18 protein-coding genes are annotated in these 19092 nt (G+C 63.9%); 11 read left to right on the forward strand and 7 right to left on the reverse strand.

What is annotated here, in order from left to right; genetic code table 11:
• Positions 1 to 264 precede the first annotated feature (264 nt).
• Positions 265 to 657 carry a hypothetical protein gene (locus MTY59_RS22435; RefSeq protein ID WP_221043109.1) on the reverse strand — a complete coding sequence of 131 codons (393 nt, stop codon included), beginning with the start codon at positions 655 to 657 and terminating at the stop codon, positions 265 to 267.
• A 175-nt stretch (positions 658 to 832) separates the two neighbouring features.
• On the opposite strand from MTY59_RS22435, the gene MTY59_RS22440 reads away from it, so the two are divergent.
• The 3 genes from MTY59_RS22440 (at position 833) to MTY59_RS22450 (ending at position 3553) form a co-directional block, all read left to right on the forward strand.
• A complete protein-coding gene (locus MTY59_RS22440; RefSeq protein WP_221043110.1) occupies positions 833 to 2389 on the forward strand; it encodes a succinic semialdehyde dehydrogenase in 1557 nt (518 codons plus the stop codon).
• A gap of 75 nt (positions 2390 to 2464) precedes the next feature.
• Complete coding sequence (locus MTY59_RS22445; RefSeq protein ID WP_221043111.1) at positions 2465 to 3043, forward strand: cyclic nucleotide-binding domain-containing protein; 579 nt, start codon at positions 2465 to 2467, stop codon at positions 3041 to 3043.
• 75 nt (positions 3044 to 3118) lie between these two features.
• Positions 3119 to 3553, forward strand: coding sequence for a DUF4383 domain-containing protein (locus tag MTY59_RS22450; protein WP_221043112.1), 435 nt, complete (start codon positions 3119 to 3121; stop codon positions 3551 to 3553).
• 22 nt (positions 3554 to 3575) lie between these two features.
• Here the strand turns inward: MTY59_RS22450 and MTY59_RS22455 are convergent, their stop codons facing one another.
• Entirely contained in the window at positions 3576 to 3875 is a 300-nt protein-coding gene (locus MTY59_RS22455; protein ID WP_250160628.1) for a hypothetical protein, read from the reverse strand.
• 224 nt (positions 3876 to 4099) lie between these two features.
• Here MTY59_RS22455 and MTY59_RS27760 point away from each other — a divergent pair, with 224 nt between their 5' ends.
• Together MTY59_RS27760 and MTY59_RS22460 are read left to right on the forward strand one after the other, a co-directional pair.
• Entirely contained in the window at positions 4100 to 4234 is a 135-nt protein-coding gene (locus tag MTY59_RS27760) for a hypothetical protein (RefSeq protein WP_284145235.1), read from the forward strand.
• Between the two features lie 67 nt (positions 4235 to 4301).
• The gene (locus MTY59_RS22460; protein WP_221043114.1) at positions 4302 to 4973 is read left to right on the forward strand and encodes a DUF2510 domain-containing protein; all 672 of its coding nucleotides are present in this window, start codon (positions 4302 to 4304) and stop codon (positions 4971 to 4973) included.
• Between the two features lie 9 nt (positions 4974 to 4982).
• On the opposite strand, the gene MTY59_RS22465 is transcribed toward MTY59_RS22460, so the two are convergent.
• Positions 4983 to 5324 (reverse strand): hypothetical protein, encoded by a 342-nt coding sequence (locus tag MTY59_RS22465; RefSeq protein ID WP_347881627.1) that lies wholly within the window; start codon positions 5322 to 5324, stop codon positions 4983 to 4985.
• A 411-nt stretch (positions 5325 to 5735) separates the two neighbouring features.
• The gene (locus tag MTY59_RS22470) at positions 5736 to 6476 is read right to left on the reverse strand and encodes a TetR/AcrR family transcriptional regulator (protein ID WP_221043115.1); all 741 of its coding nucleotides are present in this window, start codon (positions 6474 to 6476) and stop codon (positions 5736 to 5738) included.
• Between the two features lie 1048 nt (positions 6477 to 7524).
• Here MTY59_RS22470 and MTY59_RS22475 point away from each other — a divergent pair.
• From MTY59_RS22475 to MTY59_RS22485, 3 genes are all read left to right on the forward strand, one after another.
• A complete protein-coding gene (locus MTY59_RS22475) occupies positions 7525 to 9078 on the forward strand; it encodes a UbiD family decarboxylase (RefSeq protein WP_221043116.1) in 1554 nt (517 codons plus the stop codon).
• A 77-nt stretch (positions 9079 to 9155) separates the two neighbouring features.
• On the forward strand, positions 9156 to 9830 hold the full coding sequence (locus tag MTY59_RS22480; RefSeq protein ID WP_284145236.1) for a UbiX family flavin prenyltransferase: 675 nt from the start codon (positions 9156 to 9158) through the stop codon (positions 9828 to 9830).
• Between the two features lie 228 nt (positions 9831 to 10058).
• Complete coding sequence (locus MTY59_RS22485) at positions 10059 to 13166, forward strand: MMPL/RND family transporter (protein WP_221046593.1); 3108 nt, start codon at positions 10059 to 10061, stop codon at positions 13164 to 13166.
• A gap of 3 nt (positions 13167 to 13169) precedes the next feature.
• Here the strand turns inward: MTY59_RS22485 and MTY59_RS22490 are convergent, their stop codons facing one another.
• The gene (locus MTY59_RS22490) at positions 13170 to 13544 is read right to left on the reverse strand and encodes a limonene-1,2-epoxide hydrolase family protein (protein ID WP_221046594.1); all 375 of its coding nucleotides are present in this window, start codon (positions 13542 to 13544) and stop codon (positions 13170 to 13172) included.
• 196 nt (positions 13545 to 13740) lie between these two features.
• On the opposite strand from MTY59_RS22490, the gene MTY59_RS22495 reads away from it, so the two are divergent.
• The 3 genes from MTY59_RS22495 (at position 13741) to MTY59_RS22505 (ending at position 17518) form a co-directional block, all read left to right on the forward strand.
• Complete coding sequence (locus MTY59_RS22495; RefSeq protein ID WP_221043117.1) at positions 13741 to 14946, forward strand: cytochrome P450; 1206 nt, start codon at positions 13741 to 13743, stop codon at positions 14944 to 14946.
• A gap of 256 nt (positions 14947 to 15202) precedes the next feature.
• Positions 15203 to 16636, forward strand: a complete 1434-nt coding sequence (locus MTY59_RS22500; RefSeq protein ID WP_221043118.1) for an NAD-dependent succinate-semialdehyde dehydrogenase — start codon at positions 15203 to 15205, stop codon at positions 16634 to 16636.
• A gap of 270 nt (positions 16637 to 16906) precedes the next feature.
• Positions 16907 to 17518: a TetR/AcrR family transcriptional regulator gene (locus MTY59_RS22505; RefSeq protein ID WP_250160896.1), complete on the forward strand. Its 612-nt coding sequence runs from the start codon at positions 16907 to 16909 to the stop codon at positions 17516 to 17518.
• On the opposite strand, the gene MTY59_RS22510 is transcribed toward MTY59_RS22505, so the two are convergent.
• A complete protein-coding gene (locus tag MTY59_RS22510; RefSeq protein WP_250160629.1) occupies positions 17486 to 18670 on the reverse strand; it encodes a thiolase family protein in 1185 nt (394 codons plus the stop codon). The two genes, MTY59_RS22505 and MTY59_RS22510, sit on opposite strands and share 33 nt — an antisense overlap.
• Positions 18667 to 19074 carry a Zn-ribbon domain-containing OB-fold protein gene (locus MTY59_RS27500; protein ID WP_250160630.1) on the reverse strand — a complete coding sequence of 136 codons (408 nt, stop codon included), beginning with the start codon at positions 19072 to 19074 and terminating at the stop codon, positions 18667 to 18669. The genes MTY59_RS22510 and MTY59_RS27500 overlap by 4 nt, the downstream gene beginning before the upstream one ends.
• Between the last annotated feature and the right edge of the window lie 18 nt (positions 19075 to 19092).

Below are 19092 nucleotides of genomic sequence, written 5' to 3' on the forward strand. Positions count from 1 at the left end.
CACGAACCGCAGCAAAGTGGGTCACGTCCGATCTCAAAGTGGTAGTTACGCACAAGTGGCGAGGATCGGCGCGAGGTCAGCGGGTACGCTCGCCGGCACTGCCTTTTCGGCTCGAGGCGTTGGTCGACCACGAGGCTACAGGAACCGCGAGACCGGCGGCCCCGTGCACGCAGTAGCCCGTCGGGACACCCCTTGGACCGGCCACGATGGTGCCCCGGCGGGCTCCCGTCGCCGAACCGCGCAGTAGTGGTAGTCGTCGGACCCTCAGCCGCCGGACTTGTCGGAGTCGTCCGATTTGTCGTCGGAGTCCTTGGATTCGTCGGGCTCTTGCGCGTCGTCTTCATCGTCGTCGGATTTCTCGGAGTCCTTCGCCTCGCGCTCAGAATCCTCGGACTGGTCAGCGTCTTTTGCTTCCCCATCGCCAGAATCTTCATCGCCAGAATCTTCATCGCCAGAATCCTCGGACTCGTCCGACTTGTCGGCCTCCGCCTCGTCGGCCTTGTCCGCGTACTTCGTCAAGAGCCCGGCCAGTTGACGGGCCTCTTGAGGTGATAACAAGTCGTCGAACAATCGCTCATCGCTCTCAGAGATGCGCTCGAGGTAAACCGCGTCGTTCTCGGACCCGACATCCCATCGGCCACCTTCATGACGAACCATCCGATGCCGCCTTCCGCCTAGTGCCTGTCTATAAACCTGGCGCCGCCCGAGCGCTTGTACGTTGCTTACCCACTTTCGCTGTGGCAGACGACCACGATCTTGTTGTCATCGCCGGCAGGCCGGCACGGAAAAACCAATAGTCTGGTGCTTTGGACACCGTTCGAGAGGTAGTGACATGCCCGCACCGTCAGCCGAGGTCTTCGACCGTTTGCGTCAACTGGCCGCGATCAAAGACATCACCGCACGCCAGACGAAGACGATCGACGAGATCTTCACGGGCAGGCCGCTGACCACCATCCCGATCGGCACGGCCGAAGACGTCGAAGCCGCATTCGCCGAAGCGCGGGCGGCCCAGGCCGCCTGGGCGAACCGCCCGGTCACCGAGCGCGTCGCCGTCATCGCCCGTTATCGCGACCTCGTAGTGAAGAACCGCGAGTTCCTGATGGATCTCCTTCAGGCCGAGGCCGGTAAGGCCCGCTGGGCGGCGCAGGAGGAAATCATCGACCTGATGGCGAACGCGAACTACTACGCCGGCGTCGCCGCGGACCTGCTCAAGCCCCACACGGTGCCCGCGCTGCTTCCCGGGATCGGCAAGACGACGGTCGGCTACCAGCCCAAGGGCGTGGTCGGGGTGATCTCGCCGTGGAACTACCCCATGACGCTGACCGTGTCCGACTCGGTGCCGGCGCTGCTGGCGGGTAACGCGGTGGTGCTCAAGCCGGACAGCCAAACCCCGTACTGTGCGCTCGCGTGCGCCGAGCTGCTCTATGAGGCCGGCTTGCCGCGGGCGCTCTATGCGATCGTGCCCGGGCCGGGCTCGGTGGTCGGCACCGCGATCATCGACAACTGCGACTACTTGATGTTCACCGGTTCCACCGCCACCGGCAGGCAACTCGCCGAACACGCGGGCCGTCGGCTGATCGGTTTCTCGGCCGAACTCGGGGGCAAGAACGCGATGATCGTCACGCGGGGGGCCAACCTGGACAAGGCCGCCAAGGCGGCCACCCGCGCGTGCTTTTCGAATGCGGGCCAGCTGTGCATCTCCATCGAGCGGATCTACGTGGACAAAGACATCGCCGACGATTTCGTCGGCAAGTTCGGTGCCGCGGTGCGAAACATGACGCTGGGCACCGCATATGACTTCTCGGTCGATATGGGCAGCCTGATCTCCGCGGGTCAGCTCGACACCGTGACGGACCACGTCGACGATGCGAAAGCCAAGGGCGCCAAGGTGATTGCAGGCGGCAAGGCCCGGCCCGACGTCGGGCCGCTGTTCTACGAGCCGACGGTGTTGACCGACGTCACGCAGGAGATGGAGTGCGCGGCCAACGAGACGTTCGGGCCGGTCGTCTCGATCTATCCCGTCGCCGACGTGGATGAGGCCGTCGAGAAGGCCAACGACACCGAGTACGGGCTCAACGCGAGCGTGTGGGCCGGCTCCTCGGCCGAGGGCGAGCGGGTCGCCGCGCGATTGCGGTCCGGGACGGTGAACGTCAACGAGGGGTACGCGTTCGCGTGGGGCAGCCTCAGCGCGCCGATGGGCGGGATGGGCCAGTCCGGCGTCGGCCGCCGGCACGGTCCCGAGGGCCTGCTGAAGTACACCGAATCACAGACGATCGCGACCGCGCGCGTGTTCAATCTCGATCCGCCCCTTGGTATTCCGGGAAAACTGTGGCAGAAGTCGCTGTTGCCCATCGTGCGGACGGTATCGAAGCTTCCCGGTCGGAAGTGAGTTTTGGCGGCGGCCCACCGCAAATCCGCGTTACGCTCGTCGATGTCAGCGGCAATCGCACGTCAGGAGTCCGCTATGAAGGCCGACGCGAAGCACTATGAGGAAGACGCTCGGCGGCTACGTGGGTACGCCACATTCGGTAACTTCTCGGATGCTCAACTACAGCGGCTCGCCCGAGTAGCTCATCGCACCGCGACGACGGCGGCATTGCCGCTGATTCATGAGCAGACTCCGTCGGACTCCTGCTACATCCTGCTCAGCGGGGAGGTGGGCGTGTACATCGGCCGGGACCGCGTCGCCGCGCTGGGGCCGGGCGAGGTGATCGGCGAATCGGCGCTGCAGCGCGGCAGGCTGCGTTCTGCCACCGTGACGACGATGGGGCCTGCCGAGCTGTTGCGGATTGAACGCGACGATCTTGACGCGTTGCTCAACGAGATACCGGCACTTCGCGAAATCATTGACGCGTCCGTCGCGCGACACGTGCCCGTAGACCTGCCGCCGAAGCCGAAGCCACCGTTCTCCCGGTTGGGCGCCTCGGTCCGCACCGACCTGCTCGAGCGGTTTGAGCAGGCCGCTAACAGCGCCGGCGTGGACGTCGCGACCGCACTCGAAGATGCGCTTACCCGTTGGATCGAACGGGACGGCACAGCGTAGCCGCTGCCTTCGTTGACCCCGATCTACTACTGGGCGTAGTATTCGGTCATCTCGCCACGCACAAGGGGGTGCAATGTGAGGTGGAGCTTCGCCCAGGTCGGGCTGGTGATCATCTGCGTTTTCCATGTCATTCAGGCCGTGATCGGGTTCATCCTCAATCCCAGCTTCGCGACCGGGCCCGATGCGCCGACTGTGCAGCTGCTCGGCATGGACTACAACGGCTGGCACGCCGTCGCCGGTCTGGCGCTGTTCGCTCCGGGGCTGGTCTTCGCTATCCGCAAGTCGTGGTCGGTGTTGTATCTACTGCTCGCCGCGATAGCCGGTGCGCTGCCGGGCATTTGGGCGTTTTTCTCGCATCAGGTCGCGTTCGTATTCAATTTTCCCAACAACACGGTTGACGCGGTGGTGCACTTGGTGACCGCCGCGATCATGGTTGGGGCGGCTGCCGTCCAGATCCGGATGGATGGTGGGCTTCGAAACTCGCTCGCCGATCTCCGGAAAGCGCCGTAACGCAAGGCTTTTGGACTAGCCGCTACTCGCTGCCGCCGATGGCACCGAGGCGCTCGCTTACCCGAACCAGCGCCTCGTCGAAGATCTCGACCTTTTCGCCGCGCTTTTCGCTGGCCGGCTGGGCGGAGCCGCGGGCACCTTCGGTCGCCACCCGAGCCGCGCCCTGACGCCGCAACAAGTTGAAGTTCTTCTCGCGCGCTTGCCTGAGCCGGCTCTGCAAGTCCTTCAGCGCCTTCTCGTCCATGCGCGTGAGAGCCTCGGGATGACTCTCGCCGATCAACGAGCTTTCCTGCGGGGTCAGGTTCACATGGTGGGTGCTCACGCCTAGATTCATATCCCGCACCGGACGAGTCGACGCGCCGAACGCCGAACCGTCACGCGCGGGCCATTTCGAGTTCACATCTGCGGCGCGTCGCGGGCCCGCCGCCGTCACACAGGTCCAGAGCTAGGCTTAGCGGAGCGGCTCACCGCAGTCGAAGTCTGCGTCCTCGGGGTCTTTCAGATCGCTCGCTGCGGGTAGTCCGTCGGTCGACGAAGGAGGTTGCGATGGCCAAGCAATCAGAGAGGGACGACGGGGAGCCCAAGGGCGGCCGCCCCGGTCCGGTGGATCACGGGCGCGAAGGCGGGATGGCGACCCGTGAGAACGCGCCGGAACTCACCGAGCCGGACCGCGAGGACTGAATGGAGCATCTCGAGCGGTCGCCGGGATGGGTAGCCCGGATCTCTTTGGCACGACCTAAGTGGATAGATGCCGTCTGAACAGGCGCCGCCCCCGCCGCAATCGGCGCCGGGATGGTACCCCGACCCCGCCGTAGGCCACGGGCTGCAGCGATACTTCGACGGCACCAGCTGGACCAGCGAGTGGGCGTTCACCGCAGAGCCGCGGAAGAAGGGCCTGTCCGGAAGGGCGGTCCTGGCGGTGGCGGCGCTGTGCGTCCTCGTCCTCCTGATCCTCGTGGGCAAAAGCTGGATTTTCGACCCGAAGAAGGCCAGCCACTCGCCCCCCTCGGGCAGTTCGATCGCGGCGGGCCCAACGGAGCCGGCGCCGTCGACACCGGCCGGCCCCAAGAAGCCGGAGGGAGTCACCTTCACCACCGCCCCGGGCCCGAGCGGCGACGTGGTCAACGCCCGATTCGCCATTCGTGACAACTACACCGAGCAGCTGATCAAAGATGGCGCCCGGCTGGACACCATCGACATCCTCAAGTACGCGAGAGCGACCTATCCTGACGCGTCCGCGGTGAACGTCCAGGGCACCTTCCCGATGACCGACCCGTACGGCAACACCTCGACTCAGGTGGCCATCGACCTCACGTACTCGCGGGCGACGCTGGACAAGATCAACTTCGACGGCATCAGCAAGGCCAGCATCTGGGAGATTCGCGATTCCGGCAATATTCTTCCGGCCTTTCAGCCGTAGACCGGGTCGCTACTTTGGGATGCGGGCGTCCTCGTAGCGGACGGCCGCCACCATAGCCGCGGTGAGCACGATCAGCAATGGCACGAACACCAGTGGGTACGCGGCGACTGCGGCCATGGCGATGAGCGAGCCCGGCACCATCAACGCCAACGCGGCCGTCGGATGCTTCTCGCTCAAAGTGACGATCCTCGCGGGCACCGCGAAAGCTACCGCGGCCTGCTGATACCGATCCGGCCAATCTCCGTAATACGGGCAGCGGGTCTCCAAGCCGCAACCCGTGCAGTTGCGCCCATAGGAGTACCGGGTTTTGAGGCCGCAGCCCATGCAGGTGTGCGTGGTCATCCGGGCCATGCTCTCATTGCGTCGAGCGGCCATTGCGGGCGAGGCGTTGCCCGGCATCCGCTGCGCTCCCTTTCGCCGGGCGTGATGCGCGGAATTAATGACGGGTTCCGGGCGGCGTCCGGGCCCTAATGACCTCCGGCCGGCTGCCCCTCGTCTCACAGCTGGACATCGGCTGAATTTGATTGTCTTGCAATGCCTCCTGGCGGATTGAAAGTCGAAATCGCCTCAAGCGGATCCGGCGCCGATCCCCCTCGTCCGTGCCCTGTTACGACAACGGCGCACCGAAGAATGGATCGGACTCATCAGCCGTCGGGATGTCTCTTGGCTTGCTGGCATCTAACGTCCCGGACTAGAAGGCGCTGACACCCAGAATCGGCAAAGCCGGACCCTCCCGGGAGTAGGCCGACCCCGAATGATCAACTACCGCTTTGCCCTCTTCGTTCGTGCCGGCGGGGTAGCGGTGTCGGCAGCGCCGGGGCTGAGGACGGCCGGGATGACGAAGTTGCGCAATGTTGCGCGCCTGTCCAAGCGGGCATCGTGCTGCCCCTCGGCGAGGTGATCCATCAGCAGCATTTGCGCAACCCGCACCAGCCAGTCGGCGACCGCGTCGGGATCGAGTTGCTCGCGCAGCTCGCCGTTTGCCTTCGCCGCATCGACGTAAGGTCGCAGCGTCTGTCGGATCCGATCCCGGAAGGCTGTGGATGCCGCCGCGGCCACTGTCATGGTGAGGCTTTCCGCCGAGAACAGCACACGCAGCCATCGTGATTTCTCCACGGCAGCGATCGCACCATCGAGAGCGTCAAGCAGCCGGTTGCTGAATGGCCGGTTGCCATTCAGCGTCTGCTCCGCCCCCTCGATCACGCTGGCCGACTCACGCAGCATCACAAACGCCAGCACGTCGTCGCGCGACCCGAAGTAGCGATACACCGTCGTCCGGTGCACTGAGGCTTCCTTGGCGATGTCGTCGACCGTAGTGCGGCTGACGCCGTGCCGCTCATAGCACGTCTCGGCCGCATCGAGCAGGCGACTGCGGGCCTGGTCGTCATCGATCGGCGGGCGATCGCCCCAAGTCCCGGAGCGGGCCGCTTTTTCAGTGACCCGGAGTCGACTAGGTGTCACTATTTGACCTCGGATTGCGCGGCGCCGGGCAGGCAGGTCCACAGCCGCCGCTGCGCACATCGATTCGCATCTCGCTATGAATCTCCCTTCGAGGCAGTAACGCGCACAACAACAACGTAGCGAACAACGCCTTGCATCCGAAGTCTGATGGCGCAACTCTGTAAGGTCTGATTCCCGACGCCATTCCACCGCTGCCTGACCTAGTGCACGCACAGGCGCCGCCGCTGCGTTGACCGGGATTGCTTCTTGTCGGACGACACCGGCCGAAAGAGGGACTAACGCCCTTCGTCACCTTGCCGGCAGGCAAAGGATTACGGGAGCTAGCGGCGTTAATGCGCGCTGGCCTGACCCCGATCGGTTGATCCATGTCGACGAGTTCACGGGGTCAGGTCACGCCACGTGAGCGGTGTCGACGATGCGGTGCCGACTGCCAAACGCCCCGGGACGGAGGATGCGCGCAACGGTGGCGGCAACCTGATGACAGCCGCAGCGCGTCCGGGTACCGCTTCTTGCCGGGAGTGTGGTGGGAAATTCACAGTGCGGCGTCGGCCTCCGCAGCAATCACCGACGACGGTCGTGGGCCGTTCCTCGGACCATCACAAAGGCACCGAGGCGATGGTGCGCGGATGCCGGGCGGCCTGCTTCAGCCGGCGCCTTGATCCTGGTGGGCGCACCATGAACAACGTACCCGGTTGGTCATCGCACCAATGGGGGTCTGTGATCGAAATTCACTCTCCAACAGGGCGATTCGCGGCTACCGCTACGATCCCCACAGGAAGATCAGTTTGTAGCAGGTTTCCGGCCGGAGCACGAGCGCTGAGGCGGCTGCCGACACAGCCTGATAACTACTGAACACGGCTCGGCATACGGGCGCGACCGGAGAGCTGAGCGCGGCAGTCGCGTGGCGGCGCGTCACCCAATCCGAGCGGTCGTCATCACAGGGCGAATAAAGGCTCTCAATTTCAACCTATTGGGCGCACGCGTTAACGAGGCGGGATTGTCACAGTAATTCAGGGCTTTGTTCCGCACGTGCGGTAAGACTCAGCCGGCCGGCACCTCCGCAGCGAAGACCGCGACTCAAGGAAACGCCATGACTTTGATGCGAACTGCTCCCTACCCCGCGCGGCGTGTCGGCCCTGAGGCACATAAGGGCCGCCACTTCAACAGTTTCCGCGATTACGTTGCAGCGCTCAAGGACATCGACGAAATTCAAGAGATCGATCAACCCGTCGACTGGAACCTCGAGATGGGCGCAATCATTCGTCACAGCACCGAGACGAAGGCCGCAGCCCCGTTGTTCAACAATGTGATTGGAGCCGACCCGGGTTTGCGTGCGATGGGTGCGCCCGCGGCGACAAGCCGCCAACCGGGGCATTACCTGGCACGCCTGGCCATGATGATGGGCCACGGTCCACCCGCCACCGGTATCGAACTCGTCGAAGCCTACGTTGAGGCGAAGTCACGACCGGTGCTGGCGCCGATTCTGATATCGAAGGACAAGGCGCCATGCAAACAGAACGTCATACTGGGCAACGACATTGACCTCACACGGTTTCCGGTACCCTACATCCACGACGGCGACGGCGGCCGGTACATCCAAACGGCGGGCGTGAATATCGTGCGGTCACCGGACGGCGCTTGGACAAACTGGTCGGTAAACCGCGCCATGCTGGTGGATAAAAATCACCTCACGGGCCTGGTAATACCTGAGCAACACATCGGCATCGTGCACGGCATGTGGAAGCAAGAGGGGAAGCCGACACCATGGGCCCTGGCGCTGGGCGCGCCTCCAGCGGCGATGCTCGCCGCCGGCGCACCGATGCCCGCCTATGTCAACGAGCACGACTTCTTCAGCCAGCTCACCGGCACACCGGTCGAACTCGTCAAATGCGAAACGGTCGACCTTGAGGTGCCGGCCACAGCCGAGATCGTGTTAGAGGGCTTCATCTCCGACACCGAGACCGCGATGGAAGGCCCGCTCGGCGAATACGGCGGATACACGATGGGCGAGCCAGAGCCGTGGCCGCTGTTCACCGTGACCGCCGTAACATACCGCGACCGCGCGATACTGCCGGTAATCGCGCCCGGTCGGCCGGTGGAAGACGTGCACACGATATGGGGTCTGGGAATCTCGGCCGAGAGCCTAGACTTGTGCCGCAAAGCCCAGTTGCCCGTCACCGCGTGCTGGACTCCGCTGGACGCGGCGACGCATTGGATGGTGGTCACCGTCCCGGACAGCTGGCACGACGACACAGGCCTTTCCGTCGATGATTTTTTGCACCGCATCGGGCAGACCATCTTCGCGTCGCACACGGGCTGGCAATTCCCCAAAATCCTGGTCATGGGTGACGACATTGACCCGACCGACCTTGCCCAGGTCGTGTGGGCGTTTGCGACCCGGTGCCATCCGGGTTCGGGCGAAATCTTGTTCTCGAAAACAAAACTCGGCTTCTGGGTCGCCTACCTAGACTCGTCGGAGAAATACACAGGTCGCGGCGGACAGGCACTCTACAACTGCCTGATGCACCCTCAGTCGATTGGACGGCCCCTGCCCGAGGTCGCCTCGTTCACTACGGCTTACCCGAAGGCCCTGCAACAAAAGGTCCTCGCAAACTGGCAAAACTATGGCTACCCGCCGGAGTAACACCGCCGATCACCTTATCCGTGATCGGCGCCAGGTTTGATCCAATTATCGGCAGTTGCGCCGGTGAGGAGTCAAAGATGTCGGCAAGGACGGATTTAACGGATCCTCCTGCGGCACGAAGTGCTCAGCAGGATTGCACGGCTGCCGGCAAGATGAAGCGCCTCATCGTCGGGATCTCCGGTGCCACCGGCATCATCTACGGTATCCGGCTCTTAGACCAGTTGCATGCCGCAGGGGTTGAAACCCACCTGGTCACCAGCCGAGCCGGCGAAATAACCAGGTCATACGAAACCCACTACACGGCAGGAGAACTGCGGGCGAAGGCCGACGTGAGCTACCCCATCGGTGATGTGGGCGCGGCCATTGCCAGCGGGTCGTTCCGGACGCAGGGAATGATCATCGCGCCATGCTCGATGCGCACACTGGCCGAAATCGCCACCGGCGTTACCACCACCCTGTTAACGCGGGCGGCCGACGTTTGCCTCAAAGAGCGCCGACGCGTCGTCCTACTTGTGCGTGAAGCTCCGCTCACCACCATTCATCTGCGGAACATGCTCGCGGCAACCGAGGGCGGAGCCATCGTTTTTCCGCCAGTACCTGCATTTTACGACCGGCCGGCGACCGTCGACGACATCGTCAACCACACCGTCGGGCGGGTACTGGACATGTTCGACCTTGATTCCGGCCTTATCCATCGCTGGGGAGAACCGACCCATGAGAAGTTGGCCCACCGAAACGGCAAGCGCGTCTAGATCACAGCAGTCCCGCACCATGCGTTCGACCCGTGATCCTGTATCTCGGTGACCGTGAAACTCGCCTTGGCTGATCGCTCGGCCAACGCCGATCCTCGGTACAACAGACAATGCTAACTGTTGTATGTTGTCCATGCGCGCTGAAGTAGGCAGCGGCGCGGGACCGTTGACACTGCTTCAGGGGGTTGCGTGGCTGCTAACGATTTGGGGCCGGCCCGGGCCCGTGTTTTGTCTGGCACACGGCGAACGGCGAGGACGCAATCCAGCGACGCCGGACACTACAGCGCCCTCCTGGCCGGCGTGGCCCGGTTCGCCGTGACGCACAAGGCAATCGTCGTCGGCGTGTGGCTGGGCCTGGCGGTTGTCCTGGCGTTGGCGTTCCCCCAGTTGGAAACTGTCGTCCGGCAGCAGTCCGTGGACCCGGTTCCGCGGAACATCCCGTCGTTGCAGGCGCTGGATCGAATGTCGAAGGCGTTCGGTGAAGAGGGATCGACCACGACGGTGGTCGTCGCCATGGAGAATCCGGACGGGCTGACTCCGCAAGTGCGACAGCGTTATTCGGGGATGGTCGACAAACTTCGCGGTGATTCCAACCGAGTGAAGCTGGTGCGGGACCTGCTGGCCGACCCAGCGACCGCGGAACATGCGACAAGCCGTGACGGCAAAGCTTGGTACTTGCCGGTCGGGATCGCAGGGACCCTGGGCAGCCCCCGGGCGGCCGAATCGGTGCAGTCGGTTCGCCACGTCGCCGCCAACGCCTTCAGCGGCACCGGAACCGTCACCAAAGTAACCGGTCCGGCCGCGACGATGAGCGATCAGATCGTGGCCGCCGACCACGACTTGTTGCTCATCTCGGTGGCCACCGTGGCCCTGATCGCCGCGATCCTGCTGCTCGTTTATCGCTCGGCGTTCACCGCGCTGCTTCCGTTGCTAGTCATCGGCCTGAGTTTGGCGGTCGGGCGCGGGATACTGGCGGCACTCGGTGAGGCGGGCGTGCCAGTCTCGCAGTTCACGATCGCATTCATGACTGTCATTCTTCTCGGTGCCGGCACCGATTACTCGGTCTTCCTGATCAGCCGCTATCACGAGCAACGACGACAGGGTGTCGCGGTGGACCAAGCTGTCGTCCACGCCACCGCAACAATCGGGCGCGTGATCCTCGCGTCAGCGGCGACCGTCGCATTGGCCTTGCTATCAATGACATTCGCTACATTGAACATTTTTGCGACGTCGGGACCAGCGTGCGCCATTGCGGTGCTAGTCGGATTTGTCGCCACGGTGACGTTGCTGCCGCCGGTGTTGGTAGTGGCCGCCAGACGTGGCATCGGTGAACCTCGCGCGGATCGGACACGTGCTTATTGGAACCGCATCGCCGTGACGGTGGTCCGCAAGCCGGTGCCGTTGTTGGTGATCAGTCTGGTGGTTCTGCTGACGCTGGCCGCAGTTTGCCTGACGATGCGAATAAGCTACGACGACCGCAAAGCGCAGCCCGCCGACACCGCCAGCAACCAGGGCTACCGCTTGCTGGACAGGCACTTCCCCAAGGACACGACGATGACGGACTTTCTGCTCGTGGAGTCGCCGAAGGATATGCGAACCGGCACAGGACTCGCCGATCTCGAGGAGTTGGCCTCCCGCGTCTCTCAGATAGCTGGGGTGACGAAGGTCGTCGGCGTGACCCGGCCAACCGGTCAACGGCTGCAACAGGCTGAATTAGCTTGGCAGAATGGCCAAATCGGTGACAAGCTCGGTGGTGCGGCCATCGATGGTGAAGGCCACAAAGATCAACTCAAGCAGCTGACCGACGGTGCGGATCAGTTGGCCGGCGGACTGACCAAGCTCGATACGGGCGTGCGAACGGCGTTGGCCCCGATGACGGGTTTGTTGGATCGGATGCAAGGATCAGGAGGGCAGGTCGACGGCTACCGGGCGGCGCTGAAGCAGCTGAATGCGATGGCACCCAACATTGATCGGGCTCTTGCGGACCGCGCCAGTTTGCGACCGTTGGCCCTGCAGGCGTCCGACGCGATCGCCGCGATCGAACCCCTGGCCGCAACGCTCGACGGCGCACCCTGGTGTGCGGGTACGCCGGAGTGCGTGACGTTACGCGGACACCTCGCGACCTTAGTTGCGCTGCGTAGCGGCGGCTTCTTCGATCAGATCGCCGGGCTTGGTGATGAGTTGACCGCCAAGACGGGCGAGTTATCGGTCGAACCAACGATATCGGAGATACAGGAGGCGGCGGACGCCCTTGGCCGAAGCTTCAACGGCGCCGCGGGCCGAAATGCTGGTCTTCCGGCCGAGATTCGGCTGCTGCAGAGCGGAATCGGACGACTCGCCTCGGGTGCCCGGGCGCTTGCGGTGGGAGTTCACACACTGGCCGACAGCAACATCGCGCTGCTGGGCGGTATGAGTCAGATCGCCGCACAACTACGGGAATCGGCCCGTGCCACCCAAGGATCGGATGCGGCCGCTGGTTTCTATCTGCCGCCGAACGCGCTGCAGGACAAGCGACTCGGTGAGGTCGCTCGCCAATTCGTGTCACCGGACGGCAAGACCGTCCGGTTCGCCATCGAGTCGCACTACGATCCCTATACGGCCGAGGCGATGGCGCTCGTGCACAAGATCACCGACGTCGCGGTGGCTGCGACGCCCAACACGTCGCTCGCCGGCGCCACCGTTTCGATGGTCGGATTTCCGGCGGTCAATGCCGATATTCAACATCTGATGGTCGGCGACTTTGTCAAGCTCGCGATCGCAACGTTGGTCATCGTGGGGCTGATACTGGTTGCGCTTCTTCGAGCGGTTCTCGCGCCTCTCTACCTGCTCGCCACCGTGGTGCTCAACTACGCCGCCGCAATGGGCACGGGAGTATTGGTATTCCGTTACGGCCTGCACCATGACATCACCTGGCCGGTGCCGTTGTTGTCGTTCATCATCCTGGTCGCAGTGGGCGCCGACTACAACATGCTCCTGATCTCGCGACTTCGCGAAGAGTCGGCCAACAATATCCGGGTGGGGGTACTGCGGACCGTTGCCAGCACCGGCTCGGTCATCACCTCGGCCGGCTTGATCTTTGCGGCGAGCATGTTCGGGTTGATGGTCGGTTCCATCGCAACAATGGTGCAGATGGGTTTCATCATCGGATGTGGACTGCTGCTAGACACATTCGTCGTCCGGACGCTAATGGTGCCCGCCATCGCCACGTTGCTCCGCGAGGCGAGTTGGTGGCCCGGTGACGCTCGGCAGACGTCGCCGCGCGGAGCCACCGGTCGCTGGAAGACTATCCGGCTTGGACTGCGCCGCTTTGTCCCGGCGGGGAGGAACTTCGCCTGAGTATCAGCTGAAGCCGGCGGTGATCGCGGCCATGTCGAAATAATCCCGCCATGCCGCGATGCGTCCGTCCCGAATCTCGAAGATTCCCGCGACCGGAAGGTGTACTTCACCACCGTCCTTGCGTCGCAGCACATCCGTGCGTTCGTTCATCACTAGTAGGCCATCGCTGAGCTGCCTATGAATTCGGAAGTCGATGCCGTCGAGTGCGGCGGTGAACCCCTCGATGAACTCCTTGATCGCAGGGCGACCATATAGCGCCTGCATCGGAATGTTGTGGTATACCGCATCTTCGGTGAAATAGCCGGCCAGTGTCTCAGCGTCGGGGGTTGCCCAGAGGCCGCAGAACTCGGTGACAAGTTCATCAGGTGAGAATGTCATGGCTTGCATGAAACCGGTTTGAGGTAACGCAAATCAAGCCCCCGAGGTTTATCTGATGATTGTCACGCGAAGTGCCACCCGACGAACAGACGGGTCATGGTCGCCCGCCGGCCTTCGACGGCACGGCACTAGAGCATAGCTATCTACGACGTGCTACATATTGCGTTGAATGTTGCGACACCTGTATGGTGTGCTCATGTCGGCGGCACAAACCTTGGACATCGACAACGTCGATTTCGCGTTTGATGACCAGCCCGACCTACACGACGTGCTGGCGCGGCTGCGGGAACGCAAGCCCTATGCCATCGTCCGGTTCGCCGGAGTACCCGCCGTTTTGTTGTTGACCGACGAGCTGGTCCGGGCCGCCTTTAGAGACGAGGCCACGTTTCCCGCTGCACCTGTGTATGCGATGACCACCGAACCGGTCTTCGGCAGAACGGTTTTAAGCATGTCGGGCACCGAACACCGAGCCAACCGCGCGATGGTGTCCGCGCCGCTGCGGCGTAATCGTGTCCAGCAGTATGTGCAGCCGGTGATCGAACCGGTCATCAATGGGTTGATCGACCGGTTTATCGACCGAGGATCGGCCGACCTGGTCGCTGAGTTCACCCATCGATATTCACTGCTGATCATCAGCCGCCTGCTCGGCATTCCCGTCGATGACGAGGCCAAGGTTCATCGCTGGGCACAGGCGATGATCCACTATCCGTTCGATCCCGACTGGGCGACCCGGTCGGCCCGGGAGTTCACCGAATATGTGGCTCCGTTGCTCGCCGAGCGCCGGCGCGAACCGAGCGATGACATGATCTCGATGCTGGTCACGGCCAGCGCAGAGGACGGGCAAACCCTTACCGACGAAGAGATTCACACTTTCCTGAGGATGCTGTTCCCGCTGGGAGCCGACACCACCATGCTCGCCCTGGGCAACACGTTGTCCGCGCTACTCAACCATCCCGATCAACTCGACCTTCTGCGCTCCGATCTCGAAGAGTATGTGCAACCGGCGGTGTGGGAAGGACTGCGCTGGGAGCCCGCGGTCGGAATGCTGCCCCGAGCATGCCCGGAGGCGACCACGTGGCATGGGATCGAGATCCCTGCACTGACACCAATGATTTTCGCTATCAATGCCGCGCATCGAGATCCGGCTGTCTACGATCGGCCCGACGAATTTGACATCACCCGCAACGTGATGCCGACGGTGTCCTTCGGGCAGGGTCCGCACAGCTGTATCGGGAACTGGCTGGCCAATACCGAACTCGTCGCCGCACTGACGTTGCTGGTGCGGCGTTTGCCTGACCTTGCCCTGGATCCCGCGCAGGCCCATACGTCAACGATTACAAGCCAAGTCGGTACCACGCTGCGTGGACCCAATGCTATGCACGTCACCTTCACGTCGCCGTGACCCAACCCGACATAGGTGAAAAGTCGTGTGCCGAGCCGCCCTCGGCCGTGGTCCTGACGGGACAAATGCACACCGCGAAATAGGTACGACCGGGTCCAAGATTCGCGCATACCGGGTTGCCACACTTCGAAGACGTCGGCTGCCATGGAGAAGCGTGGCGAATTCGGTGTTGAAGGCGCGACCAAGTCCCTCGCGTCGGGGAACGCGGGGCCAGTTGCACGAGTTGAAAAGCCGCCCGCAAGTGATGGAGGAGACCATGGACTCACATTCGGTCAGGGTCGAACACCGTTCACCCATTGCCACCGTGAACCCGGCCAACGGGGAGTTGCTGCGCGAGTTCAACCCGATGAGCGACGAACAGGTCGATCACGCGGTGTACGACGCCCACCGAGCCTTCCTGTCCTGGCGCGAGCGTCCCGTCAGCGAGCGGGTGGCCGCGCTCGCCCGCGCCGCCGACCTAATGCTGGAACGTATCGATGAGCTGAGCGGCCTGGTGACCATGGAAATGGGCAAGCTCCGCCACGAAGCGCGCGGCGAGGTGAATCTGAGCGCCGAAATCTGTCGCTACTACGCAGAAAACGCGGCGAAGCTACTTGCGCCCGAACCGCTCGACGCGGACGCGGGCAGCGCGGAGATACGCTACGAGCCACTGGGCGTTCTGCTCGGCGTCATGCCGTGGAATTTTCCGATATACCAGGCTGCCCGCTTCGCGGCGCCCAACATCGCCGCCGGCAACACCATTGTGTTGAAACACGCGAGCCAGTGTCCGCAATGCTCGATCGCGATCGAGAAACTGCTGACCGACGCGGGCCTGCCGCGCGGCGTTTACGTGAACCTGCTCGTACCCGGTCGCACGGTGCAAAGGATCATTCCGAATCCCTTGGTGCGTGGCGTCTCGCTGACCGGGAGCGACGCCGCCGGCCAGTCGGTCGCCGAGAGCGCGGGACACGAGGTGAAGAAGACAGTGCTCGAACTCGGCGGCAGTGATCCGTTCATCGTGCTCGACGATGATGACTTCGAGCGCACGCTGGACTTCGCGGTGACCGCGCGCGTTGCGAACTGCGGCCAGAGCTGCGTCGCCGCAAAGCGATTCATCGTGCTGGGCGACCTCTACGACCGTTTCCTGCAGGCTATGCGGGAACGAATGGTCGCGCTGAGGCCGGGAGACCCGACCGACGAGGCCACCACCCTTGCCCCGCTCAGCTCCGAGCAGGCCGCACAACGCCTGATCGATCAGATTCAACAGGCCGTCGCCAGCGGCGCCACCCTGGTACTCGGCGGCGGCCGCGTCGACCGCCCCGGCGCCTACGTCCAGCCGACCATTCTGACCGATATCACACCGGACAATCCGGCCTTCCGTGCGGAGTTGTTCGGTCCGGCGGCGCAGGTGTACCGGGTCGAAACCGAAGCTGAGGCCGTCGAACTCGCCAACGCTATACCCTTCGCACTCGGTGGTTCGGTGTGGAGCGGGGACGAGCAGCGGGCTCGGAGCCTGGCCGCACGGTTGGAGGCCGGCATGGTGTGGATCAACTACCCCACCAGCTCAGAACCGCAGTTGCCCTTCGGAGGTGTCAAGCGCTCCGGTTACGGACGTGAGCTCGGTCCGCTGGGCATCAAGGAATTCGTCAACGCGAAGCTGGTGCGGGTGGTCGAGCGCGGTGCCCAGCCGACAGCCGGATTCTTCGGCTAGGGACGTCAACCAACGCGTGATGGCTCGCTGGTATAACAGGCCCCCCCTGAGCCGCCACGCTGGCGAGTTGTTCACCTAGCTTCCTCAATCCAGGTCGGTAGCGTGGCGAGGACCTGTCGGCGATTGAGAGATGATAGTCCGAGACCGCCACGATGGACGGCGCGCGAACAGGTCCGAGGAGGAAGCGCGGTGAGCAGATCACCGGCACGAGAGTCCGACAAGGCGGGACGGCCGCGGCACTTTGACGATGACACCGAACGTCGCCTGGTGATGGACGCCGCGGTGCGCGTGATGGCGCGCAACGGCTTCGCCGACATGTCCGTCGCTGACATCTTGGCCGAGGCCGAACTGTCGACGACCAGTTTTTACCGCCACTTTCAATCCAAGGATGCGTTGCTGGCCGCGATCATCCGGCGCGATGGCGAGTCGGCGCGGCGAGCATTGGAGCGCGCGATTGCAGCGGCTCCTGGACCTGTGGCGGCGCTCGAGGCGTGGCTCGATGGACTGCTGGACCAATTCTTCGAACCCATGAAGGCCTCGCGCACAGCTCTTTTCACAACGCCAGAGGTTCACAGCGCCTACCAGGTGAGCGAGATCATGGAGATGCGCTGGTTGCTTTCCCAGCCACTGGTCAAGGTGTTGCGCGCCGGCCACCGCGCCGGTGTCTTGCACTCACCCAAGCCGGAGCCAGACGCGGTGAGCATGTTCGCCGTGGTCAGCAGCGCCGCAACCTCCCCCCACGGGCACCGCAGTAGCCGCAAAGCGGCACGGGCACAAGCGCTACGATTCATCTGGCCCGCCTTGAGCGTCACCGAAGCTGCGGCCAGCCCTCACAGCCGGGGTCAGCGGTCACGCAAGCCGCGTCAGCAGCACACAGCCTGAAATCGGTCCGCCACCGTTGGACACCACCGCCACCTCCGGTCCCCCGGCGACCTGTCGTGCCCCGGCCTCCCCGCGCAGCTGCAGCACCGCCTCATGCAGGTAACCGTAGCCGTGCAGTCGGCCGCCCGAGAGCTGGCCGCCGTTGGTGTTCAACGGAAGTTCGCCATCGAGCGCGATGCGCGTGCCGTCCTCGATGAACGGGCCGCTCTCCCCGTGACCGCAGAACCCCAGGGCCTCCAGCCATGACATCGTCAACCAGCTGAATCCGTCGTAAAGCTGCGCGACGTCGACATCGGCGGGACGCAAATCGGTGCGCGACCACATGTGCTCAGCGGAAGTTCGCGCCGGCATGGTGGTCAAGTCCTCCCACTGCTCCCACGACGGTCGTCCCCGTAGCGCGGTCCCCGCAGCGTCGACGCGCGCAACCGGGTGGTCTACGGCCGACGCATGTTCGACAACAGACACCACAAGCGCGGTGGACCCGTCGACGGGAACATCGCAGTCATACAGCCGAAACGGGGACGACACCATTCTCGAGCCCAGGTAATCCTCGAGGGTCAACGGATCGCGGAACACCGCCTTTGGATTGCGTGCGGCGTTGCGGCGCCCGTTCAGGGCAATCTGCGCCATCTGCTCGTGAGTCGTTCCGAACTCGTGGAAATGCCGCTGCGCATAGAGCGCCAGCCAATTCGCCGCCGAATACGCGCGGAACGGGATCAGCCACTGCTGCGGGCCGCCCACTTCGCTGCCGCCGACGCCGATACCCGGGCGACGCCCGCTGCCCTGCGCCGTCGACTCCGTCACGGTGCGATACACCAGAACATGACGGGCCAGTCCCATCGACACCGCCATCACCGCGCTGACGAGCGCCTGCACCTGCCCGGGGCCCTCGGCGGCGCCGCTGTGCCAGTTGAGCGACAACCGCAGCGCGTCCTGCACCTCGGGTGAGCCGGGACCGGAGAACCCGGGGAAACCGTTGACGCGTCCCGGATAGGTGGCCAGCCCGTCGATATCGGCGACGGTCAGCCGGGCGTCCGCAATTGCCTCAAGCGCGGCGTCGATGGTCAGGTCCAGCCCGTCGCGCCCCAGCCGCCGACCCACCTGCGATTGTCCGATGCCCGAAATGACGGCTCGGCGTTCGGCTGCGGTCACGATGCCGCTGGGCGAAATAGCGGAAGATATACGGGTGCGTGATCCTCGAATACCACCTCCACCGGCATGCCGATGCGGACGTCATCGGCGGTGACGTCGACGAGATTGGTCAGCAACCGAAGATCGGGCTGCTCATCCATCGCGACCACGCCGATGATGTAGACCTCGCCGACGCCGTCCCAGGGCTGATGATTCACGGTGTACGAGTACAGCTTTCCCCGGCCCGCGACGACTTCCGGCGCGGCATCGCGTCCGCCGCAGCGCGGGCAATATGGCGCGGGCGGATGAATGAAATACGAACACGCCGAGCAGCGCAGGAAGCGGAGGCGACCATCGGCACCCGACCTCCAAAAGAACCCGCTGGGCGCGTCGATGCAAGGCAAGACGCGGGGTGGTCGGGGCATGATATCCATCCTGTGGGT

It is taken from the genome of Mycobacterium senriense, assembly GCF_019668465.1.
GTDB lineage: Bacteria > Actinomycetota > Actinomycetes > Mycobacteriales > Mycobacteriaceae > Mycobacterium > Mycobacterium senriense.

What these genes read in the sequence shown, in the direction of transcription:
- MTY59_RS22435 (WP_221043109.1), bottom strand. Translation starts at nt 657, where the DNA reads ATGGTTCGTCATGAAGGTGGCCGATGGGATGTCGGGTCCGAGAACGAC.
- MTY59_RS22440 (WP_221043110.1), top strand. Translation starts at nt 833, where the DNA reads ATGCCCGCACCGTCAGCCGAGGTCTTCGACCGTTTGCGTCAACTGGCC.
- MTY59_RS22445 (WP_221043111.1), top strand. Translation starts at nt 2,465, where the DNA reads ATGAAGGCCGACGCGAAGCACTATGAGGAAGACGCTCGGCGGCTACGT.
- MTY59_RS27760 (WP_284145235.1), top strand. Translation starts at nt 4,100, where the DNA reads ATGGCCAAGCAATCAGAGAGGGACGACGGGGAGCCCAAGGGCGGCCGC.
- MTY59_RS22460 (WP_221043114.1), top strand. Translation starts at nt 4,302, where the DNA reads ATGCCGTCTGAACAGGCGCCGCCCCCGCCGCAATCGGCGCCGGGATGG.
- MTY59_RS22465 (WP_347881627.1), bottom strand. Translation starts at nt 5,324, where the DNA reads ATGGCCCGGATGACCACGCACACCTGCATGGGCTGCGGCCTCAAAACC.
- MTY59_RS22475 (WP_221043116.1), top strand. Translation starts at nt 7,525, where the DNA reads ATGACTTTGATGCGAACTGCTCCCTACCCCGCGCGGCGTGTCGGCCCT.
- MTY59_RS22480 (WP_284145236.1), top strand. Translation starts at nt 9,156, where the DNA reads ATGTCGGCAAGGACGGATTTAACGGATCCTCCTGCGGCACGAAGTGCT.
- MTY59_RS22490 (WP_221046594.1), bottom strand. Translation starts at nt 13,544, where the DNA reads ATGACATTCTCACCTGATGAACTTGTCACCGAGTTCTGCGGCCTCTGG.
- MTY59_RS22495 (WP_221043117.1), top strand. Translation starts at nt 13,741, where the DNA reads ATGTCGGCGGCACAAACCTTGGACATCGACAACGTCGATTTCGCGTTT.
- MTY59_RS22500 (WP_221043118.1), top strand. Translation starts at nt 15,203, where the DNA reads ATGGACTCACATTCGGTCAGGGTCGAACACCGTTCACCCATTGCCACC.
- MTY59_RS22505 (WP_250160896.1), top strand. Translation starts at nt 16,907, where the DNA reads ATGGACGCCGCGGTGCGCGTGATGGCGCGCAACGGCTTCGCCGACATG.
- MTY59_RS27500 (WP_250160630.1), bottom strand. Translation starts at nt 19,074, where the DNA reads ATGCCCCGACCACCCCGCGTCTTGCCTTGCATCGACGCGCCCAGCGGG.